This window comes from Parafrankia sp. Ea1.12 (assembly GCF_900465275.1).
Lineage (GTDB): Bacteria > Actinomycetota > Actinomycetes > Frankiales > Frankiaceae > Parafrankia > Parafrankia soli.
In genome coordinates this window covers 1-21,137 of record NZ_UBIZ01000387.1, presented here as the reverse complement: position 1 = coordinate 21,137, position 21,137 = coordinate 1, and the positions used below count along the sequence as shown (strand labels likewise).

The window sequence follows — 21,137 nt, the reverse complement described above, 5'->3', positions numbered from 1 at the left end:
TACGGCCTCGAGAGTTAGCATCGTAGCGATGCGTGTCACCCTGGGCGAGTCCCCCGCGGCGGGGGCCGGGGGTCTCCGACCGCTGCGGGTGCACGCGAGGAACGGGGTTGTTGTGGACATGGAGGCGGGCGTCGTCCTCGATCGGGACGGCGGCGTGCTGCGCATCGGCCTCGACCGGCCGGAGCGCCGCAACGCCCTCGACGCCGCGTCGGTGCGCCGGATCGTCGGCGCGCTCGAGGACGCGGCAACCGACGACGCGCTCCGGGTGATCCTGATCGAGAGCCGCGGCCCGGACTTCTGCTCCGGCGCGGACTGGGTCGCCTCGAACACCGCCGGCGGCGCCCGGCCGCGCCCCGGCAGCGTGCAGCGGCGCACCGCGCTGCAGGCGCACCGGCTCATCGGGCTCATCACCGAGGTGCAGCTGCCCGTCGTCTGCGCGGTCCGTGGCCACGCGGTCGGCCTCGGCTTCCAGCTCGCGCTCGCCGCCGACTTCACCGTGGCCGCCGAGACCAGCCGGTTCTGGGAGCCGTTCCTGACCCGGGGCTTCAGCCCGGACAGCGGCGCGACCTGGCTGCTGCCCCGGCTGGTCGGCATCGCCCGGGCCAAGGAGCTGCTGCTGCTCGGCCGGCGGCTTTCCGGTGCGGAGGCCGCCGAGTGGGGGCTTGTCTACCGGGCCGTGCCCGACGCCGAGCTGGACAAGGCGGCCGCGGAGCTGGTCGGGACGCTCGGGCAGGCCGCCACGGTCGCCGTCGGGCTGACCAAGCGCCTGGTCAACCGCGGGCTGGAACTGGGGCTGACCGAGGCGATGCAGGACGAGGCGTCCGCGCTCGAACTGGCGTCCCGTACCGCCGACTTCCGGGAGGGGCTCGTGGCGTTCAAGGAGCGGCGGTCGCCCGACTTCGGCGGGAGATAAGACGGACCAGGTTACACTCAAATCCCTGGCGGGATATCTGTACATCCTTGGAGCCGTCTGTGTCCGAGCAGGTCGCCACCCGGCTCGTTTCCAGCCGATCGCGAGGGCGCCCAGCGCGCCGTTCGGCCCTACGCCTTCTCTCGGCGTCCCTGGTCCTGCTGCCGGTCATCGCCGCGCTCCTCACCGGTTGGTACCACGCGAGATTCCACACCTGGCCGTGGTCCTCCAGCCTGCCGGACAGGGTGACATACTGCGACCGCGATTACACCGGCCCGGGCCGTCCGGTCACGTGGGCCGAGGCGGATGTTCTTGAGAGCGGCACTGTACGGGACGTCGGCCGCGCCAGGGTCGGCGTTCGCGAACAGTCGATATACGCGAACCCGCTCTCGGAACAAGCCCGGGAACGCGCCGACCCACCTCTTCCCTGCACCATGGCCGTATACCTGCGGACTGACGGCGATCGGGTCGCGCCCTACGTTCTCAGTGGCGGACCGTGACACCGAGCTTGTCGTCATCTCGTCGACCGGACGCCGTCCCGGATGGCGGAACCGCCGCCTGCCCCTGAACTAGACAGCATGCGAATGTGCTTGTCCTCCTTTCGTAACGGCAACAAACCCGACGAGCTGCTGCGGTTACTCGGCGACGGCCGGCGAACAGCGCTTATTCTCAACGCGCAGGACTGGAAGGCGCCCGAGGATCGCGCTACCGACCTCGCGCAAGAAGGCGAACGCTTGGAATCTATTGGCCTGCAGCCCGAAGAGGCGGACCTTCGGCAATATTTTGGCAGACTGGATGAATCGAGGCGGGCGCTGGTCGGCTGTGACCTGGTCTGGGTACGGGGTGGCAACGTCTTCGTGCTGCGACGTGCTTTTAGGCAAGTGGCGCAGACGGTGTAATTCCCGAGCTGGTCAACGGTGACGCGGTTGTCTACGGTGGTTGACGCGCTTGTCTACGGTGGTTACAGTGCCGGCGTGGGCATCATGCAGCCGCAATCGACAACAACATTCCCTTTGTAGCTCTTCGTTACGGCGAGGTAATCGTTGTCGATGGCGATGAACAGAAGTTCGTTGGTCAGGATTGGGGAAATCGAGCCGGCGCCGGAGAACCCGCGCGCCGTCGGCAACCGGCCCGGCTTCGACCCGGCCGGCCCCGCCCGGCGACCGTCGTGATCCACTGGAAGGACGGCGGGAAGACCGGCACCTGATCCCGCCCAGCGACCCTGCTACCCATCGGCCCTCCCACCCCTCTACGCAGCGTTCCACCCGCGGCCCGTCGAAGCACCCGGCCCCTGACACCGATCCTGGCCGACGCGACCCGTCCGGCCGGGGTCGGAGTTCGCCACTTTCGCAGCTCACGGGCTCGGCGGGGAATGCCCGCGCCCGAGCTTTCGCGGCGCGGCCGCCGAAGACCGGCCCGGCCGGCCCGGAAGACCCGGGGATAACTTTGCGTGACTTTTCGCAAATGGCTCCCCTTCGGAGTGAGGGTTCCTTAATCTGTTGTCCAGAGGGTTCCCGTTGATCCTCCTGGGTGTGGTGTGCGCACCCGTGGCGAACCCCTCTGTGCGTAACGGGAACTGTCGCCGTCCCGCCGGTTGCCTGAAAGCAGATACCGGCGCCGAGGGCGTGTCCCGCGTTTCATCCTGGCGGATCGTGGCTGTACGGGGGGACGTCGTGGTGGCGGAGGAGTACAACCTGAAGCTGGATGACAGGCCGAGCCATCCGTTCCGCGGTCTCGAACCTGTCACGATCTCCGGTAGGCCGAGCGGTCTCACGTACCACCATATAGTGCCGTACAGCAAGCTCAGGGACTTCTGGAACAAGCTCGTCGAGAACGGTGACATCAAGAGGTGTAAATTTCTCCCACCCCTCCGGGACATGATCAGCGAAAAAACCTATGTCAACATCCTGAGCCCCGACGGGAGGCGCAGCGACGCCGAGATGCAGGCAGTCAAGGACCTGGTCTCGGATATATACATGGGTAGGGTTTCCCATGGTTCGAGCAGGTTGCGTCCCGAAGGATGGGACAATCTCGTGGGCATCTACGCCTGGCTTCCTGGAAACCTCTTCGTGGGCCCCACGGACCGATGCGACGACCCCAAGGACAAAATTGACGACGCAGCTTTCCGAACAAAGGGCGCCAGGCAGGTGCGCCGCAGAATTCTTTCCGAATCCTACGAAGAGATTCTGGCCTACCTGAAAGGCACGACAGCCCGAAAGTCGAAATTCGCTTCGGAGGCGCTGTACAAGGTGGTCAGATACCCGAAGCTCCAAGATTTCGACCTCAGGGACTGGACCTGGATCGACGGTGAGAAAGGGCCGCAGGTCAAGGGGTAGGGGTGAGTGGGCGGGTGTGACGCCGTCCGCTGGTCCCGGTGCGGTGATGGACGCGCCCCGTGCCGGCCGGGAAGCGTCCTGCCGTGGTTGTCGAACGTGCCCGGAAGTGAATGGCCGTGATCCGAGGGAGGGGTTCAGTGGATCTCGATGCCCTGAAAACGCATCTCCTGAGCCTGGGTGATCCACCGACACTGCGGGCCGCGGACACCGCGCTCCCCGCGCAGCTGCGCGCCATGCTGGCCACCTTCCCGGACGGGGTCTGCCAGGGTGGCGCGGGCACCGGGCGACCGGAGGTGGACGCCGGGCGGACGACGCTCTCGCTCTCGCTCACCTGGGCGTCGCCGGCCTGGCCCGGCGGCGCCGCCGTGACCATGGCGGTGACGGGCGTGTCGGTGACCGTGACGAGCCAGGGCCTGGTCACCCTCACGCTCGGCGGCACGTTCGACACGGTGGAGGTCGCCTCGACGGTCACCGCGGACGACCTCGGGCGGCTGACCGCCGCCGTGCGGCCGGTGCGTCCCGGCGCCTTCGCCGCCGAGCTGGAGAAGCTCGGCAGGCGCCTCGGCGGTGACACCGCCTGGCAGGAGGCGGCGGACGGGCTGCGCGCGTTCGACTTCAACCCCGCGGATATCGCCGGCTTTGACTATCGCCTCGTCGAGGAGGCGGGTGCCGAACCGGTCGCCTATGAGATGGACGCCATGGCGATCGTGGCCTCGCTCACCATCCGGGCGCTGCCCCTCGATGTCGCCGTGTGGTTTCCCCATCTTGCCCTCACCGGCACGCTGACGGAGGCGCGACCGATCTCTGTCCGGTCCCTGCTGGAGTCGTTCGGCATACCCGGCGATGAGGTGCCCGAGGCCTGCGCCGTCAGTGAGCTGTCGTTCGCCGCCGTCCTCGGGGAGGAGTATCTCCTTCGGATGACGGCCACGGGTGACTGGCCGATCGTCGGTTCCCTCGTGATCCGATCCCTCGCTCTTTACGTCTACTACGGGATCGGTGCGGGATTCACGGCCCGGGTCGGGGGCACGGTGTCGATCGGCTCCGCGCTGAGCATCGACATCTCGGCCGGGAAGGTCGGCGGCGCGCAGGGCGGCTGGGCGTTCAGTGGCGGCCTCACGGCGGACACGACCCTCGGCATGGCGGAGGTGATCGACGCACTCGGGCTGACCGACGTGCCCGGGCCGGTCAGGTCCCTCGAACTCACCACCCTGACGCTCTCGTACACCACCGGTTCGACCGCCCTCGACTTCGTCTGCGAAGGTGACATGACCATCGCGGACGGGGTCACGGCCACGCTCCGCGTGACGGTCACCCGCGACGGCTCGGATACGCGCTACGGCGGAATGCTCGACGTCGACGGCTTCGCCTTCGAGGTCGATTTCGACGAGGAGAAATCCGGCGCGGACATCCTTGTCGCCACGTATCGCGGTGCCGCGGAGGGCACCGAGATCGTTCTGCGGGACTGGGTCGCGCATTTCTCCGCCGGCCTGGCGGCCGACGTTCCCGACAGCCTGCGGATCGGGCTGAAGGACGCCAAGTTCGTGCGGGTGAAACCCGCGGGCGGCCCGGCCCGGTTCTGTGTCGGTGTGGACCTCTCGGCGGGTTTCGACCTTTCCCAGCTTCCGCTCGTCGGCGGGTTCCTGTCGACGTTCGGGACGGTGAGTGTGGAGAACCTGCAGGTCCTCTACAGCTCCGGAGCCTTCGACGCCCAGACTGTCGCCTCGGTCAACCGGCTGCTCGGGCCGGCCAAGGTGGTGGCCCTCCCGCAGGCCGGGCTGGCGGCGGGCGTCGCCGCGCTGGCCGATCTGCGGATCGGGAAGGATGCCACGTCGGTCGCTCTCGGCGTGCCGCCCGCGAACGCCGGCGGCGGCGAGCTCCCCGGACCCGACACCCCCAGTACCCCGGGCGGTTCCAGCGCCCCCGCTCCGTCCGGTGCCCCCGACCCGTCCGCTACGCCTGACACCTCCGGGACGGGTGCCTCCAGCGTCCACTGGGTGTCGGTGCAGAAGCAGCTCGGCATCGTCCACGTCGACCGGGTCGGGGTGATGTACCAGCACAACGTGCTGCTGTTCGCGCTGGACGCGTCGGTCGCCCTCGGCCCGCTGGCCCTCTCGCTCGACGGCCTGGCGGTCGGCTCCCGGCTGGACAGGTTCGCGCCGACGTTCCGCCTCGACGGCCTCGGGATCGGCTACAGCGCCGCTCCGGTGGAGATCTCCGGCGCGCTGTTGCACCTGCCCGACGACCAGCTTCCCGACACGGTGGCGTTCCAGTACGACGGCACGGCCACGGTCGGCCTGCAGAGCTTCTCGCTGGCAGGTCTCGGTTCGTACGCGCAGCTGAAGGACGGCGCGCCCTCGCTGTTCGTCTTCGCCCAGCTGGAGGCGCCGCTGGGCGGGCCGCCGCCGGTCATCGTCACCGGGCTGATGGCCGGGTTCGGCTTCAACCGGGAGCTGACGCTGCCGACTCCCAGGGAGGTCTCCGGTTTCCCGCTGCTGAGCCTGCACAAGCAGGGGCCGAACTCCGGGCACAAGCCCTCCCACGTGCTCGACGTCCTGGAAGGGCGTGAGCCGGCCGTGGCCGGCAGCCAGCCGCGGCGGTGGATCGCCCCCCGCGAAGGCTCGTACTGGCTGGCCCTCGGGGTGGAGTTCACCGTGGCCGAGGTGGTGAACGCCAAGGTGCTGCTGGCCGCGGAGATCGGCGCGGAGCTGGCGCTGGCCGTGCTGGGCCTCGCGACGATCCAGCTGCCGCTGCCCACCGAGTCCGCCACCACCACCTACGTCTACGCGGAGCTGGGCGTGGAGGCCGTCATCCGGCCCACCCAGGGCAGCGCCGAGATCGCCGCGCAGCTCTCCCCGGCCTCGTACGTGCTGACGCCCGCCTGCCACCTCACCGGCGGGTTCGCCGCGGCGACCTGGTTCGGGAACAACCCGCACGCCGGGCAGTTCGTCGTCACCCTCGGCGGCTACCACCCCGCGTTCCGCCGGCCCTCCTACTATCCCGACGCGCCGCGGCTGGGGATCGACTGGGCGGTCAGCGGCAGCGTGTCGATCAAGGCCCAGGCGTATCTGGCCGTCACGCCGTCATGCGCGATGGCGGGCGCGCGGCTGGAGGTCCTCTTCCACGAGGGCCCCATCCGGGCCTGGTTCACGGCGCAGGCCGACGTGCTGCTGTCCTGGCGGCCGTTCTTCTTCGACGCGCGCATCTCGGTGAGCATCGGCGCGTCCGGCAGCATCAACCTGGGGATCCTGCACGTCACGATCAGCGGTTCGATCGGCGCGACCCTGCACCTGTGGGGGCCGCCGACCGGCGGTTCGGTCACCGCGCACTTCCCCCTCATCGACGTGACCGTCAGCTTCGGCGGCTCCCGCGGGGGAGCCGAGACCGAGGCACTGGGGTGGGACGTGTTCGCCAGCATGCTCCCGAAGCCGGCGGACGTCGTCACCGTCGCGCCGGTCTCCGGCGTCGACAGCGCCGTGGCGGACACCGCACCCAACCCCGGTGGCAGCGGCAAGGTGTGGCAGGCGCGGGCCCGGGACCTGCGCCTGTTCACCCAGTCCGCGGTGCCGGCCAGCCACCTGCGGACGGGCGACGCGCCCCTGGCCTCGTCCGAACCCGGGGACGGCTCCCTGGTCGACGTGCGTCCCATGGACCGCGTCGGCCTGGTCGGTGAGCACCGGCTGAGACTCTTCTACGAGGACAGGCCCGCGTCGACGGACGGCTGGACGCTCACCGCCCGCACCCGGGGCGTGCCCGCGTCGCTGTGGGGTGCCCCGCCGACCCCGTTCAGCCACACGCCGTCGCGACCCAGCGCCGAGGTGCTGCCGGACCGGCCGGTCGGCTTCGACGTCCAGGCGCCCCGGCCCGAGCTGGCCGCCTCGCGCGGGGTCTTCCCGCTCAGTGAGTACAGCGAGGACGAGCTGCCGCCCGGTCTGTCGCCGCTGCCCCGGGAGCCGGCCGCCAACCACGACTTCGTCGGCGTACCCGACCCGTCCTGCGTGGATCTGCTCGGGCGCCTCGACCGTGGCGACGCGAGGAGCGGGCGCGACCAGATGTACGCCGCCCTGGCCGACGCCAAACTGCTCACCGACCTCGGCGACAGCGCCCTGGCGGGCCTGGCGGCGGGCGCGGCCCACTTCTACAGCGAGGCGCCGATGGTCCAGAGCGCGCAGGAAGCGGGGAGCCGCGGATGAGCCCGAGCCCGCCGCACCCCGCCCGCGACACGATCCCCCCGGGGGACCTCGAGCTGCACGACCACTACCTGCCCGCACTGCCCGCCGGCGACTACCGGATCGAGGCCACCCACACCCTGCGCGCCGGGCCGCACGACGGCGCACAGGTCGTCGGCGGGCCGTTCACAGCCGTGCAGAGGTTCACCGTCCGCGGCCCGCAGGTGCGGATCGACGCCGACGCGGTGGTCGCCAGGCAGCCTCCCGACGCCGCCAGCGGCAGGTTCGCCGAGGTCCTGCCGCACGTGGTGCTCGGCGATCCCATGCTGCCGTGGGAACGTCCGCTGGGCGGGGCCTCGCGCGACACCCCGTGGCTGGCACTGCTGGTGCTCACCGACGATCAGCTCGTCGGCGGCATCACCACCCCGACCCGCACCGTCTCCGCCACTGTGGCGGAGTTCCTGGCCCACGACGCCGCCGTGCTCAAGCCCGCGCTGACCGTGGAGTCCGACATCGGACCCGGCGACCCGTGCGTGTACATCCAGGTCGCGGCGGCCGAGTTCCACGCCGTGGCGCCCCGGCTGGGGGAGCTGCGCTTCCTCGCCCACTGCCGCGGTGCCAACACCGGGGACCGGCCCATCCTGGGCCTCCAGGAGGACGGGCTGTTCTCCGTCATCGTCGCCAACCGCTTCCCGACCGCCGCCCCGCCCGGCTCCGATCCCGGGACAGGTACGAAGGACCCCTCGACCGGCACGAAGAACATCGTGCATCTCGTCTCCCTGGAGGGCCACGAGCGGATCCTCGCGGACACCCCTGACTTCCAGGGCCGCTCCTCGGTGGCGCTGCTGTCCCTGTGCAGCTGGTCGTTCCAGGCCCAGCCCGACCGCGAGGCGGACTTCGCCGACCTCGCCGAAGGACTCACCCGGACCCCCTCCGGCACCCGGGCCGGGCGCGACGACATGTGGCTGCGCCTGCCCGGCCCGCCCGGGCAGACCGACACCGCCGCGCGGCGACACGTGGCCCGGCGGATCGACGACGGGTACCTGCCGTTGCCCTACCTGACCCGCTCGGGCGAGGCCACCTACGGCTGGTACCGAGGGCCGCTCACCCCCGTGCTGCCCGCGGCCACCGACCGGGCGGCGCAGGCCACCACCGCCGACGCTCTCATCGCCTACGACCCGGCCTGGGGCAGCTTCGACCTGTCGCTGGCCGCCGCGTTCGATACCGGCCGGGCCCTCGCCCTCGCCGACGCCCCCTTCGCCCAGCACCTGCTCGCGTTCAAACAGGCCACCCGGCACCTGGTGGACACCCTGCACCACCAGGCCACCAGCGTCCACCTGCAGCGGGACGGCAGCGGGCGCACGCGGCCGGGGACGGCGCGCGCGGCGTTCGGCGCGCTGCTCGACGGCCACCTGCTCACCGCCCTCGGCACGCCACCGGGCCGGCCCCGCGCCGCGTGGTCCCCGCCGACACCCGCCGCGCCGTCCGCCGACCCGGCCGGCGGGCTCGAGGCCGTGCTGCGATCCGACGCCACCCGGGCCGCCCTCGCCACGGCGATGGACGCCGACGACGGCCTCGGGGAACACCTCACCCGGGTCGCGGACTGGCTCGGGCGGCTCCTGCTACTCCACCCCGTGCCGTTCACCCACCTGGTGCCCGACGAACGGATGCTGCCGCGGGAGTCGCTGCGTTTCTTCCACCTCGACCCCAGCTGGCTGGACGCCCTGCTCTCCGGTGCCCTCAGCATCGGCGCGCAGTCCAGTCGGGACACCCTCCAGGACCAGGTCGTCGCCGCGACCATCCGGGCCGCGGCGGCGGAGAAGGCGGCCGGGTACCGCGCGACGCAGCGCGGCACCGCGACGGACTCCTCGCCAGAGGACCCCACGCCGGAGGGCACCGCACCTGGTGCCGCCGCGTCCGGCGGCGACGCCGTTCTCGGGCCGGTCTCCGGTCTGCTGCTGCGCTCGGCGCTCGTCTCCGGCTGGCCGAACCTGGCCGTGCGCGCCCTGGACGAGGCCGGTGAGCTCCTGCCCGTCCTGCGGATGGACCACCTCTCGCCCACCGTGCTGCTGTGCCTGTTCGAGGGCCTGCCCGCGGCCGTCGAGCTCAGGGAGCCCCAGGAGGGCTTCCGGTTCGGCGTCGAGGACCACGGCCTGATCCCGCTGCGGAACCTGCTGGCCCCGCCCCCCGCGTCCGGGGGCCGCCCGCTCGGCGAGCAGATCGGCCCCGACGTCACCTTCCCCGTCCTGGACCATGTCAGGGCCGGTGCCGGCGGCCCGATCCTGGACCTCGGTTCGCTCATCCCCGCGCTGACGGCGGCTCTGGACGCCGCGCACGGCACCGCCGTCGGCCCCATCGGCCCCGCCGACCTGGCCCTGCAGATGGTCAAGGTCCCCGAGGCCATCCGCTTCACCGGCCCGAACGGAGACCGAGGTTGACCGCCCGCCCCGCGCTCGTCGTCCCCGTCGACCTCGACGTCCTCGTGGTCAACCGGGCTCTCCAGGGCCGCGACGCGTTCCGCAGCTGGCAGCACACCTACCTGGCGCTGGACGACTACCTGAGCCCGGAGCCGGACGGGGGAGACCGCCAGAGCAACGACCCGGTGCACAGCCACACCGGCGTCCACCTGCACTGGACCCTGCCCAGGGGGCTGCGCCACGGCGTGCAGGACCCGGCGACCGGTGAGATCGGCTACCCGCTGGTGCCCAACCGCTGGCTGGTGATCCGCTTCAGCGGCACCGGCACCCGCCTCGCCAGGGCATGGGTGATCGAAAGCGACTGCCCGTACAGCCCGCGGGCGCAGGACGACGGACACGACCTCGTGCGCTCCAGCCCCTACCTGGTCGACGCCACCACCCTGCGCGCCTGGCAGGCCAGCCCGGACCCCTACCGCAACACCATGGACCCCGACGTCGGGCAGGTCCAGATCGGGCTCGCCTTCGGGCACACCGACACCCCGTGGACGGAACGCGCCGGCCGGGACCCCCTTTTCGTCACCGCCATGGCCACCGGGAACCCGTACTTCACCACCTACACCCCGCACAACACCAACGTCTTCTCCTTCCTCGACGACCTCTCCGACATCACGTCGGCCACCGCCCTGGGCTACCGGGTCATCGGCTGGTACTCCGATCCGGACGCCGACGTCCTCGCGTCCCGCCCGCCCGGCACCTCCTACGCCGACCAGCTCGCGCACCTCGGCTGGCAGGATCCCCGCCTGACCGGCGAGGCCGGTCACGACGCCGCGGTCAGCCCGATCACCCGCAGCCTGTACGCCGGTACGGCCCTGACCGTCGGCTGGGATCCCGCCGCGAGCGCGGCGCCCGTCCCGGACCCGCTGGACACGATCCAGGACAACGGCGCGCTGAGCGTCGCCCTGGGCAACACCACCGAGGACGCCTTCACCGCCCTCGCCGGCCAGGCGCTGCACGCGACCGGCGCCGCGCCCGCCGCCGCCGACGTGGCGCTGCTGCGTGCGTTCCTGCACGACCTGCTCGCCGTCGCCGAGGAGAAGGGCGGCGACGAGCGGGTACGCCGGCAGGTCCACGACGCCTCGTTCGCCGCGTCGACCGGCGGCCATCGTTGGACGGTCACACCGCCCCCCGCTGACACCCCGTCCGATGGCGGCCCGTCCACCGGCAGCCCGTCCGCCGAGGCCGCGGCGCCGCGCCCCTTCGTCCCGCCGGCCTGGCTGGCCACGCTCAACGACGATCAGCGTCAGCTCGACGAGCGGCTCGGCGAGCTGCGGGACCTCCAGTGGCGGCTCAACGCCCTGTGGCTGAAGAACGGGATCGCGGGGGCGTCGATGTTCCCGCCCGACGACGTCCCCGACCAGGACCTGATGATGCAGGAGCTCGACGCCGAGCGGGAGGGATCCCTCGCCCACACCGTGGGCGTCCGAACCGCCCAGGTGCGAGAACTGGCCGCGAAGGTCCCCCAGCCCGACCACACCCGGCCCCACGCCAGCGCCCATGACGCGTTCCTCGCCGGGGTCGGCGCCTTCGCCGCGGCGAAGGGGCTGGGCGGGGGAGCCGAGCTCAAGGCCGTCCCGCGCCCCCCGTACGCGCAGAGCAACAACCCCGTGGTGAGCCTGTCGGGGATACTGCCCCCGGCCGACGCGACCGTCCCCGATCAACCCGTACCCGTACGGCCACTCACCGACGACGGCGCCGCGCTGATCAGCGCCGTCACGGTCGCGGGCACGACGATCACCGCGGTACCCGGCCGCGGCCCGGTGCCCGCCGTCGCGGGTCTCGACGCCTTCCCGCCCGAGGTGCCCGGGCTGCTCGCGGAGTACTTCCTGCTCGATCCCGGCAACGCCGCCGCGCTGGCCGCCGCCGGCGGCCTGCCGGCGGAGCAGGCCAGGGCCGTCCTGAGCGCCCACCCACCCGCCGCCTACACCGGCACCCTCCCGGAGCTGGGTCTGGAACCCTGGACCCAGCCCTGGGAGCCGCTGTTCATGGAGTGGAAGATCTCCTACCGGCACATCCCCCACACCGTGGGCGCGCGGCGCTGCTGGACCTTCGACGGCACCGACTACCGCTTCACCCCGGAGGGCGTCGACATCCCCCTGGACCGGGTCACCGTCACGGGTGTCTCCGCGCTCGGCCCGCACCCCCGGTCCCTGTTCGCCGCCAGGATGAAGGAGTACGTCGCCCAGCACGGCACCGACGACCAGCGTGACCAGCTCGACGCCTGGCTCACCGCGATCGGCGACTGGGGGCTGCTCGCCCAGGAACTCACCGGCTTCAACGATCGCCTGGCCGCCCGCGACCTGCGCGCCTTCCGCCGCCCCACGACCGACGACACCGACTTTCCCGCCGTCGCCGACCTCGTCGGCTACCCGGACGCCGCCACCGAGGACGGCCTGCCCGCGCGTTACCGCGGCCGGGTCAGCAGCTTCCCGTACCTGCCCGGCAGCGCCAGCGCCCCCTTCCACGAGACCCGGCAGGGACAGATCTGCGTCGAGGAGCTCTTCCTCTACGACAAGTTCGGCCGAGTCCTGGACGTCGTCAGCGGCGACACCCAGAGCGGTGGCCTGCACGACTACCGCAACTTCCCGCTCACCGTCGACACCGCCCTCGCCGTCGGGACCTCTCTGACGCCCGCGATCGCCTCCGTCGCCCAGCTACCCCCGCGCCCTCTGCAACCCGCCCGGCTCGACTTCGACCTCCTGGATGCCCGGACCGGCACGCGCGTCGTCGGCACCGCGGCCGACCCCAGCCCCATCAGCGGCTGGATCCTCCCCAACCACCTCGACCACAGCCTGCTGCTCTACGACCCGGCAGGGCTCCTGCTCGGCACCTACCGGCTGCTCACCGGAGCCGACGGCCGGCGCACCGGCCAGTGGGAGCCCCCGCCCGGCAGCGCCATCACCACCCCGGACCAGCTCGCCGCCCACGCCCCCGAGATCGCGGCCCTCATCGGTTCCCCGAAGCTCGCCGCGGAGGCGAACTTCACGGCCTTCCTCGACGTCATCGACTCCACCCTGTGGACCACCGACCCGCTCGGCCGGCGCGCCGACCAGAACCTGTCCCTCCTCCTCGGGCGCCCGCTGGCCCTCGTCCCCGCGCAGCTCCGGCTGACCCTCGAGGGACCCCCCATCCGCGACACCGGCTGGGCCGCCACGCTCGACCCGCCGCCGCCGGCCTTCACCGGCGACCGGTTCGAGATCCGCCTCGGCGACGTGGCCGCCCGCGACGACGGCCTCATCGGCTACTTCGCCACCGACCCGCACGGGGCCTACGACTACGACTGTTTCCACAGCGTCACCGCTCCCGACGACGAGCAGGACTACGCCACCCAGATCGGGCCGCCCGGCGCCGCGGGCACCGTGCCTGCCGGAACCGTGCCTGCCGGAAACTACGTCCCGCTGACGTTCGGCGACCCGGCGCCCACCCGGCTGCTCCTGCTCCTCGATCCGCGGGCCCCCGTGCACGCCACCAGCGGCATCACCCCCACCGCCACTGTCACCGTCCCGCCCCGGCACACCGACGACGCGCTGCGTCACCTGCAGGCGCTCTTCCGTTTCGGCCCCGTCCTCACCACCGAACACGCTCCGACCAGCCAGCCCGACCCCGACCGCGACCACGGCTCCGACCACGACTCCGAGGCCGGGACCCTCGCCTTCCCCCGGCCGGCCGAGAAGAACGGCTCGTGGTCCTGGCTGCGCCCGGCGCCCGGCGAGGCTCCCTGGGTGCCGTACGCGCTGATCCCGGCACCGCTGGAGGCGCGGTTCCCGGACAGCCCCGTTCTTCTCGAGGACGGCCTGCTCCGCTTCCTCGCCGACCCGGAGCAGTAACCACGTTCCCTCCCCGACGCACGTCAGGACACCGCAGTAAGGACCCGCACGCCAGGAGGATTCGCAATGGCCGCAAACCCTCTGTTCGACTACCTACCCGCCACCAGCCCATCACCGCTCGAGGCGGGCGGTGACCCGGAGAAGGGCACCAAGGCCCGCATCAACATCTCCGTTGACCATGGCGACCAGAACATCTACGCCGACAGGATCGCGATCTCGGTGCCGGTCAACCCGCAGAGCGGCACCGCGTACTTCACCGAGAATCCGCGCATCGCGGTGAACGACGACAGATGGAAGCCGGTGTCGCTGGCGGCGAACACCGAGCAGGAGCTCACCGAGCATCATCAGCTCACCTTCCATAACGCCAACCCCAACGATCCGGTCACCTACCCCCTGGCCTTCAGCATCAGCGGCCTGATCGCCACCGCCACCGGTGACCCGCTCCTCGTGCAGATCGTCGAATCCTCCAACACGCAACCGCAGAAATTCACCCGCAAGAATCCGCGGACCCTGACCCTGCCCGTCATCGAGCCCGTCTTCTACCTGCGCAACTTTCTGGCCCGCAGCACGGACAGGCCGACCGTCCCCAGGACGAGGATCGACGCCGGCGAGTCCCTCCAGCTCTCCTGGGAGAGCAACGGCTCCTACTTCTGGCTGTACGACGGCAGCAACGCGGCCCCCGTGTTCGAGGGAACCGGCACCTCGTGGTCCGCCCCGTCGGGCACGATCCTGCGCGACACCACCTTCATCGTGAAGGCGTCCGCCGTCGACGGCGGACAGCAGGCCGCGGAAGGCTTCGAATCGGTCGAGCAGTACGCCAACCTCACCATCGCCGTCAACAACCCCACCCTGACCGGACTGACCGTCTCCGGCCCGGTCACCGCCACGTCCACCCTGACCGTCTCCGGCTCGGTCACCGCCGAGTCCACGCTCGACGTGTACCGGTCGCTGTCCGCCCACAACGACGCGACGGTCCAGGAGGAGCTGACGGTCTCGGGTAATCTCACCGCCCGGTCCCGGCTCGACGTGAACGGGCTGCTGAACGCCAACGACGATCTGACGGTCGGGAGCAAGCTGAGCACGCAGGGCATCAACGGCGCACGGTTCGGGGAGGACATCGACGTCGGCGAAAAGATCAGCACCTACGGTCACAACGGACTGAAGGTGCTGCACGACCTTTCGGTCGATGGCGGCGCCGAATTCGTCGGTAGCGGAAAAATCGTGCGTATCCGTGAGCTGCGGGGGCCCTACGGCGAGGATCTGACCATCAACAGCACCGTCCGGGTGCTGGAACAGTGCGGGTTCACCATCGCCGGCAGCACGGTCCTGCGCGACGGGGACCACATCGGCCTGCAGAACAGGCAGAAGGACGGCTGGCTCTACGCGGCGGCCTACAACCACGACGGCGACCGCGGCTATATCTTCAGGTGGAATCCCGGTAACCGGGTGGGTGGGGACAGCTGGCGGGTGACCCGCGACTGACCGGGCGTTTCGTCTCCCGCCCTGTTCGGAACCGGTCCGGATCAGAACTGGCCGGATCAGAACTGGGTGCCGCCGTCGATGTTGATGACCGCGCCGGTCAGGTACCCCGCGCGGGGCGACAGGAGGAAGGCGAACAGGTCGCAGACCTCACCCGGTGCCCGGCCGGCGCAGGGCGACGTCCATGCGCCACTCGTCGACCATGACCTGCTCCAGGAGGCCGGCCGGCGGGACGCCGCGCTCCCGGGCGAGCGCCCCGCGCAGGGCCGCGAGCGACCCGGTCTCGATGGCACCGGGGCAGACGCAGTTCGCCCGCACCCCCGAGCCGCCGTACGCCCTGGCGACGGTCTTGGTGAGCGCGGCCACCCCGCTCTTCAGCGTGACGTACGGCAGCCGGTCGGGATGATAGGCGCGCATTCCGTACGCCGCCGTGGTGACCACCGTGCCCCCGCCGCCGGCGACCAGGTGCGGGACGGCCGCCCTGACGGTGCGGACCGTCCCCATCAGCACGTCGTCGACGGCGTCCGCCCACACCGCGTCCGAGGCAGCGTCGAGGCTGGCGTGCGCTGCGGTCGACGTGCCGGTGGTCACCGCGACACCGGCCAGCTCGCCGAGCGTCCCGACCACCTCGCTCACGATCCGTTCCGCCTCACCGGGGCGGCTGACGTCGCCGACGACCGCCGTCGCGTTCCGCCGGCCCAGCCGCTCCACGGCCGCCCGCGCCCGGTCGGGGTCCCGCCCCACGAGTGCCACGCGCGCGCCGTCGGCGACCAGCACCTGCGCGGCGGCGAGACCCATGCCCGCCGTCCCGCCGACGACGAGGAAACCACGATCACGTATACCGAGGTCCATCTCAACCCTCTCCGTTGCGGGCGGGGGCCGAGGCCGCCGCCGGTGGAGGAACGACTGGTCGCTTTCCCGTTCTGCGCCCGGACCCGGCGTCAGGCCACGCGGGGCATCCCGAGGATGCGTTCGGCGATGAGGTTGCGCTGGATCTGCGAGGTGCCGGCCGCGATCGTGTACTGCAACGACCAGAGGTAGGCCCGGGCGATCTCGGTGCCGTCGAGGCCGTGGCCCCGCACGCCGCCCGTCGCCGCGCGGCCGAGAACGCGCACCGCGAGCTCGCTCAGCTCCTGGCTGAGCTCGCTGAACCGCAGCTTGACGGCGGAGCCGGTGGGTGCGGGCAGTCCGGTGGCCTCGGCCTCGGTGATGTCGCGCTGGGTCATCCGCCACAGCCCGTCGACGTGTGCATCCAGGCGGCCGACATGCCCGCGCAGCGCCGGGTCGTCCCAGGCGGTGCCGCCGCCCGGCGCGGGCACCAGCCGGGCCGCCCTGACCAGGTCCCGCAGCTGGGAGCGCAGGGTGATGATGTGCTGGGCGAAGGCGGTGCCACGCTCGAAGCGCAGGGTCACGTTCGTGACCCGCCAGCCGTCGTTCTCCGCGCCGACGAGGTTGGCGACGGGCACCCGGACGTCGGTGAGGAACACCTCGCAGAAGTGGCTCTCGCCGTCGATGGTGCGCATCGGGCGGACCTCGACGCCGGGGGAGTGCATGTCGAGGATGAGCCAGCTGATGCCGCGGTGTTTGCGGGCGTCGGGGTCGGTGCGGACCAGCAGCTCGCCGTAGTCGGCGACGTGCGCCCGGGTACTCCAGATCTTCTGGCCGTTGACGATGTACTCGTCGCCCTCGCGCACCGCGCTGGTGCGCAGGGAGGCGAGGTCGGAGCCGGCCTGTGGCTCGGAGAAGCCCTGGCACCAGACGTGTTCGCCGCGCAGGATGCGCGGCAGGTGGTAGGCCCGCTGCTCGTCGGTGCCCTCGGCGATCAGCGTGGGGCCGGCGTGCATCATCCCGACGAAGTTGACGCTGATGTAGGGGGCGCCTGCGCGGGCGTATTCCTCCAGGTAGACGAGCTGCTGGGTGACGGGCAGGCCGCGGCCGCCGAACTGGCTGGGCCAGTGCAGGCCGGCGTATCCCGCGTCGTACAGCCTGCGCTGCCAGGCGGTGTCGTAGGCGCGTCGCGCCGGCCAGTCCCCGGGGGGTGGGGGCGGGCCGTGCGCGGGCACCTCCGCCTGGAGCCAGGCGCGGAGCTCGGCGCGGAACGCCTCGTCCTGCTCGCTGTAGGTCAGGTCCATACCGCGCTCCTCCGGTTGTTCGTGGGCCGCTGGCTGTTCGTGCGTCTCCGGCTGTTCGTGCGTCTCCGGCTGTTCGGGGGCGCCGGCCCCTCGGCCGGTTGAGGGCTGAGGGCTGAGGGCTGCGGGGTGCGGGGTGCGGGGTGCTCAGGGCTGCTGGGTGAACAGCTCGCGCACGGCGGCCAGGTCGACCTTGCCCGAGGGCGTCCGGGGAAGAGCCTCGACGACTCGCAGCTGGGCCGGCAGCTCGTAGCGGGCCAGGACGCCTGCCGCCGCCGCCAGGAGGGCCTCGGCGGTCACCGTGACCCCGGGGCGCGGCTCGACGGCCGCCACCGGAACGGCACCGAGGCGGGTATCGGGACGGCCGACGACGGCGGCGCCGCGTACCCGCGGGTCGCGTTCCAGGGCGACGCGCACCTCGTCGGGCAGGATCTTGAACCCCCCGCGGATGATCGCCTGGTCGGCGCGGCCGAGGATCCACAGGAAGCCGTCGGCGTCGATCCGGGCGAGGTCGGTGGTCCGGGTCCAGCCGCTGTCGGCACCGAGCTGCGCCGCCCGGACCTCCAGCAGCCCCGGTTCGTCCGGTCCGCGGGGTGCGCCGGTGTCGGGGTCGACCACGCGCAGCGCGCAGCCGGCGTGGGCGCGCCCGACACTGCCGCGCTTCGCCGCCCAGTACCGCTCGTGGTCGGCGAGGTTCCAGCCGGCGACGCCGCCGCCGAACTCGGTCGCCGCGTACGAGGTCAGCACCGGCACCCCGAACCTCGCCTGGAAGGCGTCGGCGTCCTCGGGCGACAGCGGCGCGGTACCAGAGATCACCGACCGCACGCCGGACAGGTCGGTGGGATCGAGGTCGGCGTCGAGGACCATCCGCAACGCGGCCGGGACCAGGCTGACGGTGGAGGGTCGATGCCGGCGCACGGCGTCCGCCCACTCCTCGACGCGGAAGCGTTCGAGCAGGCAGAAGGAGCGGCCGTCGTTGACGCACTGCAGGATCCGGAACAGCCCGCCCAGGTGCACCAGCGGCGCGTTCACGACGACCACGCCACGGCGCAGCCGAAGGCCGGCGTCGGGACTGCGTTCGTAGTGCTTGGCCCCGGCGAGCACCCGCCGGAAGGTCTCGTAGGTCAGCGGAACCCGCTTGGGCGGGCCGGTCGTCCCGCTGGTCAGCATCTCGACCGCCACCTCGGGACGCAGCCCGTCAGGGTCTTGGTCGTCCTCGCCCGCTCCGGCGACACGCGCCGGCGCCTCACCGCTGACCGTCAGCGCGCCGAGAGTGTCGCTGGCGAACCAGCGGATCCGCGGGGCGAAGGCCTGGAGATCCTCGAGGGAGCCGGCGACGGTCGTGACGGTGAGCGAGCCGAGCTCGGCCCGGACCCGCTCGACTCCTCGTCCGGGGTTGACGGCGACCACGCAGGCGCCGGCCCGGAGCAGACCGAGGAGCAGGCCGAGCTGCGGTGGCCGGTTGCGCAGCAGCAGGGCGACGCGCTCGCCCGGCCGCACGTGCGGCGCGACCGCGTCGGCCGACGCGGCCAGCTCGCCCCAGGTGTGCCAGTGGCGCTCGAACTCGACGGCGGGCGCCGACGGGTCGAGAGCGAGCACCCTCCCGATACGCTCGCTGAGCGCGGGAAGCTCGGCCATTCCAGAGAATGTCACCGGCACTTCCAATCCGGCTGGCGTTTCTCCATGAAGGCGCGGGGGCCCTCCTTGGCGTCCTCGGTGCGGACCACCCGCTCCCGGAACGTCTCGGCCATGACCTCGGCCTCGTACAGGGGGAGGTCGCGGCCCCGGCGGATGGCGAGCCGGGTGCCGCGCACGGCCAGCGGCGCGTTGCGGTTGACGGTGCGCGCGATCTCCCGGGCCCGCTCGAGCAGCCGGTCGTGCTCGACGACCTCGGAGACCAGCCCCAGGTCGTAGGCGCGCTGCGCGCTCATCCGCTCGTGCCGGCCCATCAGCGCCATCCGCATGGCGATGTTGGTCGGCAGGGCGCGGGCCAGCCGTACCACCTCCCGGCCGGAGACCAGGCCGATGCTGACATGGGGGTCGAAGAACTCGGCCCGGTCGGAGGCGATGACGATGTCGCCGGTGGTGACGAGGTCGAGCCCGGCGCCGCAGCACAGGCCGTTCACGGCGGTGAGGATCGGCTTGGTCATCGTCCGGAACGGCGGCGTGCCCTCCTGGGGCGCCTCCCACTGCGGGAACGTCGACAGGTAGGGCTCGTCGTAGACGACCCGCCCGTCGTCGGGGATCTCGGTGACGTCGGCGCCGGCGCAGAACGCCCGGCCGTTCCCGGTGACGAGCAGGATCCAGACCTCGTCGTCGGCCTCGGCGTCGGCGTACGCCTGCCGCAGCTCCTTGACCATCGCCGGGCTCAGCGCGTTGAGCGCCTCGGGCCGGTCGAAGGTGATCGTGGCCACCCGTTCCTCGACCTGGTACTGGATCGTGTCGAATCCCATGCGAACAGCCTTTCGCTCTACCGGCGGGCGGACCGGGTCGGTGTCTGCGCCCCGGTCACGGGGCGGTGACTTCGTCCCCGACCGCGGCACCGAGCCGGGCGGCGTGCCAGGACGCGGTGCCGAATCCGTTCTCGAGGACCCAGGCCCGCTTCAGGAAGTAGTGCGGGAGCATGTCCCAGGTGAAGCCCATGCCGCCGAGGACCTGCACGGCCGCGCGGCCGTTGGCGATGCCCGCCTCGCCGGCGAGCAGCTTCGCCGTGTTCGCGGCGCGGTCCGGGTCACCGGCGCGCGGGTCGGCCGCGATCGCGGCGGCGGCGTAGGTCGCCGTCCGCGCCAGCTCCACCCGCACGTACATGTCGGCGAGCAGGTGCTTGACGGCCTGGAACGAGCCGATGGGAACTCCGAACTGCACCCGCTCGAGCGCGTAGCCGCGGGCGGTCTCGAGCGCGCCCTGGGCGACGCCGACCAGCAGCGCGGCGCTGAGGATCTCTCCCGACCGCCGCAGGCGCCGCGCGTCCGCCGCTGTGCCGACCACCTGGCCCGCGGGGATGTGGGGGAACACGGCGACGGGCGTCAGCGGGTCGAGTGGCGTGCCGCCCACGGGCGGTGGCAGGCCGGCGCGCGGGCACACCTCCACCCGGTCGTCGCGCAGCAACAGGAGCACGTCGCACTCGTCGGCGTGCTCGACGACCAGCGAGCCGTTCGTCCCGTCGGCCGGCTCGGCGTTCGCCAGGTCGGTGCCGGTCAGCTCGACGCCGGCGACCCGGACCCTTCCGCCGGCGGCGCCGGGGACGAACGGCGCGGCGAGGGTCGACCACAGCACCGGCCCGCCGGCGAGATGCTCGCCGAACTGCTCGAACGCGATGGCGGCCTCGATGATGCCGATCCCGGAACCGGCCTCGTCGACGAGGACGCCCAGCACACCGAGCTCGGCGAGAGCCGCCCACAGTCCAGGGTCGGTGGGCTTGCCGTCGCGGGCCGTGATGTCGGCGAGACCGAACCGGTCCGCGCAGAACGCCCGGACGGCATCGCGCATCGCCAGCTGGTCCTCGTCGAGGCGGAACTGCATGGGACGTCATCACCTACCGTCAGTCGCTTGAAAGACATCCTGGTACTACAGCGGGTCGCCGGTGGGGGCCGGCCGGGGGAGGCCGAGGAGCTCGAACATGTTGGTCGACATGACCCGTTCGATGTCGGCCGGGGCGAGACCCGTGAGCTGTCCGGTGAAGGAGAGGGGCTCGGCGAGGCCTTCGGGGTGGGGGTAGTCGAAGCCGAAGTAGACGCGGTCGGAGCCCATGAGGGAGATGAGGCCCTCGAGGGAGTCCTCCCAGAACGGGTTGATCCAGATGTTGCGGCGCAGGAG

At 71.9% G+C, this 21,137-nt stretch carries 13 protein-coding genes and 1 pseudogene; 7 read left to right on the top strand and 7 right to left on the bottom strand.

From position 1 onward, the window contains the following. The first annotated feature begins 118 nt into the window (after positions 1–118). Both FMEAI12_RS22155 and FMEAI12_RS37285 read left to right on the top strand, forming a co-directional pair. Entirely contained in the window at positions 119–913 is a 795-nt protein-coding gene (locus tag FMEAI12_RS22155) for an enoyl-CoA hydratase/isomerase family protein (protein ID WP_112107705.1), read from the top strand. A gap of 587 nt (positions 914–1,500) precedes the next feature. After that, a complete protein-coding gene (locus tag FMEAI12_RS37285) occupies positions 1,501–1,809 on the top strand; it encodes a hypothetical protein (RefSeq protein ID WP_200835372.1) in 309 nt (102 codons plus the stop codon). Between the two features lie 62 nt (positions 1,810–1,871). Here FMEAI12_RS37285 and FMEAI12_RS37280 read toward each other — a convergent pair whose 3' ends face one another. Next, the gene (locus FMEAI12_RS37280) at positions 1,872–2,087 is read right to left on the bottom strand and encodes a hypothetical protein (RefSeq protein WP_165938783.1); all 216 of its coding nucleotides are present in this window, start codon (positions 2,085–2,087) and stop codon (positions 1,872–1,874) included. A gap of 496 nt (positions 2,088–2,583) precedes the next feature. Here FMEAI12_RS37280 and FMEAI12_RS22140 point away from each other — a divergent pair, with 496 nt between their 5' ends. From FMEAI12_RS22140 to FMEAI12_RS22120, 5 genes are all read left to right on the top strand, one after another. Beyond that, a complete protein-coding gene (locus FMEAI12_RS22140; protein ID WP_235014304.1) occupies positions 2,584–3,246 on the top strand; it encodes a hypothetical protein in 663 nt (220 codons plus the stop codon). Positions 3,247–3,383: 137 nt separating this feature from the next. Next, positions 3,384–7,436 carry a DUF6603 domain-containing protein gene (locus FMEAI12_RS22135; protein ID WP_112107698.1) on the top strand — a complete coding sequence of 1,351 codons (4,053 nt, stop codon included), beginning with the start codon at positions 3,384–3,386 and terminating at the stop codon, positions 7,434–7,436. Then, positions 7,433–9,850, top strand: a complete 2,418-nt coding sequence (locus tag FMEAI12_RS22130) for a hypothetical protein (RefSeq protein WP_112107697.1) — start codon at positions 7,433–7,435, stop codon at positions 9,848–9,850. The genes FMEAI12_RS22135 and FMEAI12_RS22130 overlap by 4 nt, the downstream gene beginning before the upstream one ends. Next, entirely contained in the window at positions 9,847–13,713 is a 3,867-nt protein-coding gene (locus tag FMEAI12_RS22125) for a hypothetical protein (RefSeq protein ID WP_112107696.1), read from the top strand. The genes FMEAI12_RS22130 and FMEAI12_RS22125 overlap by 4 nt, the downstream gene beginning before the upstream one ends. Positions 13,714–13,779: 66 nt before the next feature. Next, complete coding sequence (locus FMEAI12_RS22120) at positions 13,780–15,195, top strand: hypothetical protein (protein WP_112107695.1); 1,416 nt, start codon at positions 13,780–13,782, stop codon at positions 15,193–15,195. 147 nt (positions 15,196–15,342) lie between these two features. Here FMEAI12_RS22120 and FMEAI12_RS22115 read toward each other — a convergent pair whose 3' ends face one another. From FMEAI12_RS22115 to FMEAI12_RS22090, 6 genes and pseudogenes are all read right to left on the bottom strand, one after another. Continuing rightward, on the bottom strand, positions 15,343–16,044 hold the full coding sequence (locus FMEAI12_RS22115) for an SDR family NAD(P)-dependent oxidoreductase (protein WP_235014303.1): 702 nt from the start codon (positions 16,042–16,044) through the stop codon (positions 15,343–15,345). Between the two features lie 89 nt (positions 16,045–16,133). After that, the gene (locus FMEAI12_RS22110; protein ID WP_112107694.1) at positions 16,134–17,324 is read right to left on the bottom strand and encodes an acyl-CoA dehydrogenase family protein; all 1,191 of its coding nucleotides are present in this window, start codon (positions 17,322–17,324) and stop codon (positions 16,134–16,136) included. 144 nt (positions 17,325–17,468) lie between these two features. Continuing rightward, positions 17,469–18,959, bottom strand: coding sequence for a class I adenylate-forming enzyme family protein (locus FMEAI12_RS22105; protein WP_112107693.1), 1,491 nt, complete (start codon positions 18,957–18,959; stop codon positions 17,469–17,471). 11 nt (positions 18,960–18,970) lie between these two features. Next, a complete protein-coding gene (locus FMEAI12_RS22100; RefSeq protein WP_112107692.1) occupies positions 18,971–19,774 on the bottom strand; it encodes an enoyl-CoA hydratase/isomerase family protein in 804 nt (267 codons plus the stop codon). A 55-nt stretch (positions 19,775–19,829) separates the two neighbouring features. Continuing rightward, positions 19,830–20,843, bottom strand: a complete 1,014-nt coding sequence (locus FMEAI12_RS22095) for an acyl-CoA dehydrogenase family protein (RefSeq protein ID WP_112107691.1) — start codon at positions 20,841–20,843, stop codon at positions 19,830–19,832. Positions 20,844–20,888: 45 nt separating this feature from the next. Beyond that, positions 20,889–21,137 (bottom strand): annotated as a pseudogene (locus FMEAI12_RS22090) (amidohydrolase); the annotation flags it as partial.

Excerpts from the sequence above, each read along its gene's own strand:
- FMEAI12_RS22155 (WP_112107705.1), top strand. The coding sequence starts at position 119 with ATGGAGGCGGGCGTCGTCCTCGATCGGGACGGCGGCGTGCTGCGCATC.
- FMEAI12_RS22130 (WP_112107697.1), top strand. The coding sequence starts at position 7,433 with ATGAGCCCGAGCCCGCCGCACCCCGCCCGCGACACGATCCCCCCGGGG.
- FMEAI12_RS22120 (WP_112107695.1), top strand. The coding sequence starts at position 13,780 with ATGGCCGCAAACCCTCTGTTCGACTACCTACCCGCCACCAGCCCATCA.
- FMEAI12_RS22115 (WP_235014303.1), bottom strand. The coding sequence starts at position 16,044 with ATGGACCTCGGTATACGTGATCGTGGTTTCCTCGTCGTCGGCGGGACG.
- FMEAI12_RS22110 (WP_112107694.1), bottom strand. The coding sequence starts at position 17,324 with ATGGACCTGACCTACAGCGAGCAGGACGAGGCGTTCCGCGCCGAGCTC.
- FMEAI12_RS22105 (WP_112107693.1), bottom strand. The coding sequence starts at position 18,959 with ATGGCCGAGCTTCCCGCGCTCAGCGAGCGTATCGGGAGGGTGCTCGCT.
- FMEAI12_RS22100 (WP_112107692.1), bottom strand. The coding sequence starts at position 19,774 with ATGGGATTCGACACGATCCAGTACCAGGTCGAGGAACGGGTGGCCACG.
- FMEAI12_RS22095 (WP_112107691.1), bottom strand. The coding sequence starts at position 20,843 with ATGCAGTTCCGCCTCGACGAGGACCAGCTGGCGATGCGCGATGCCGTC.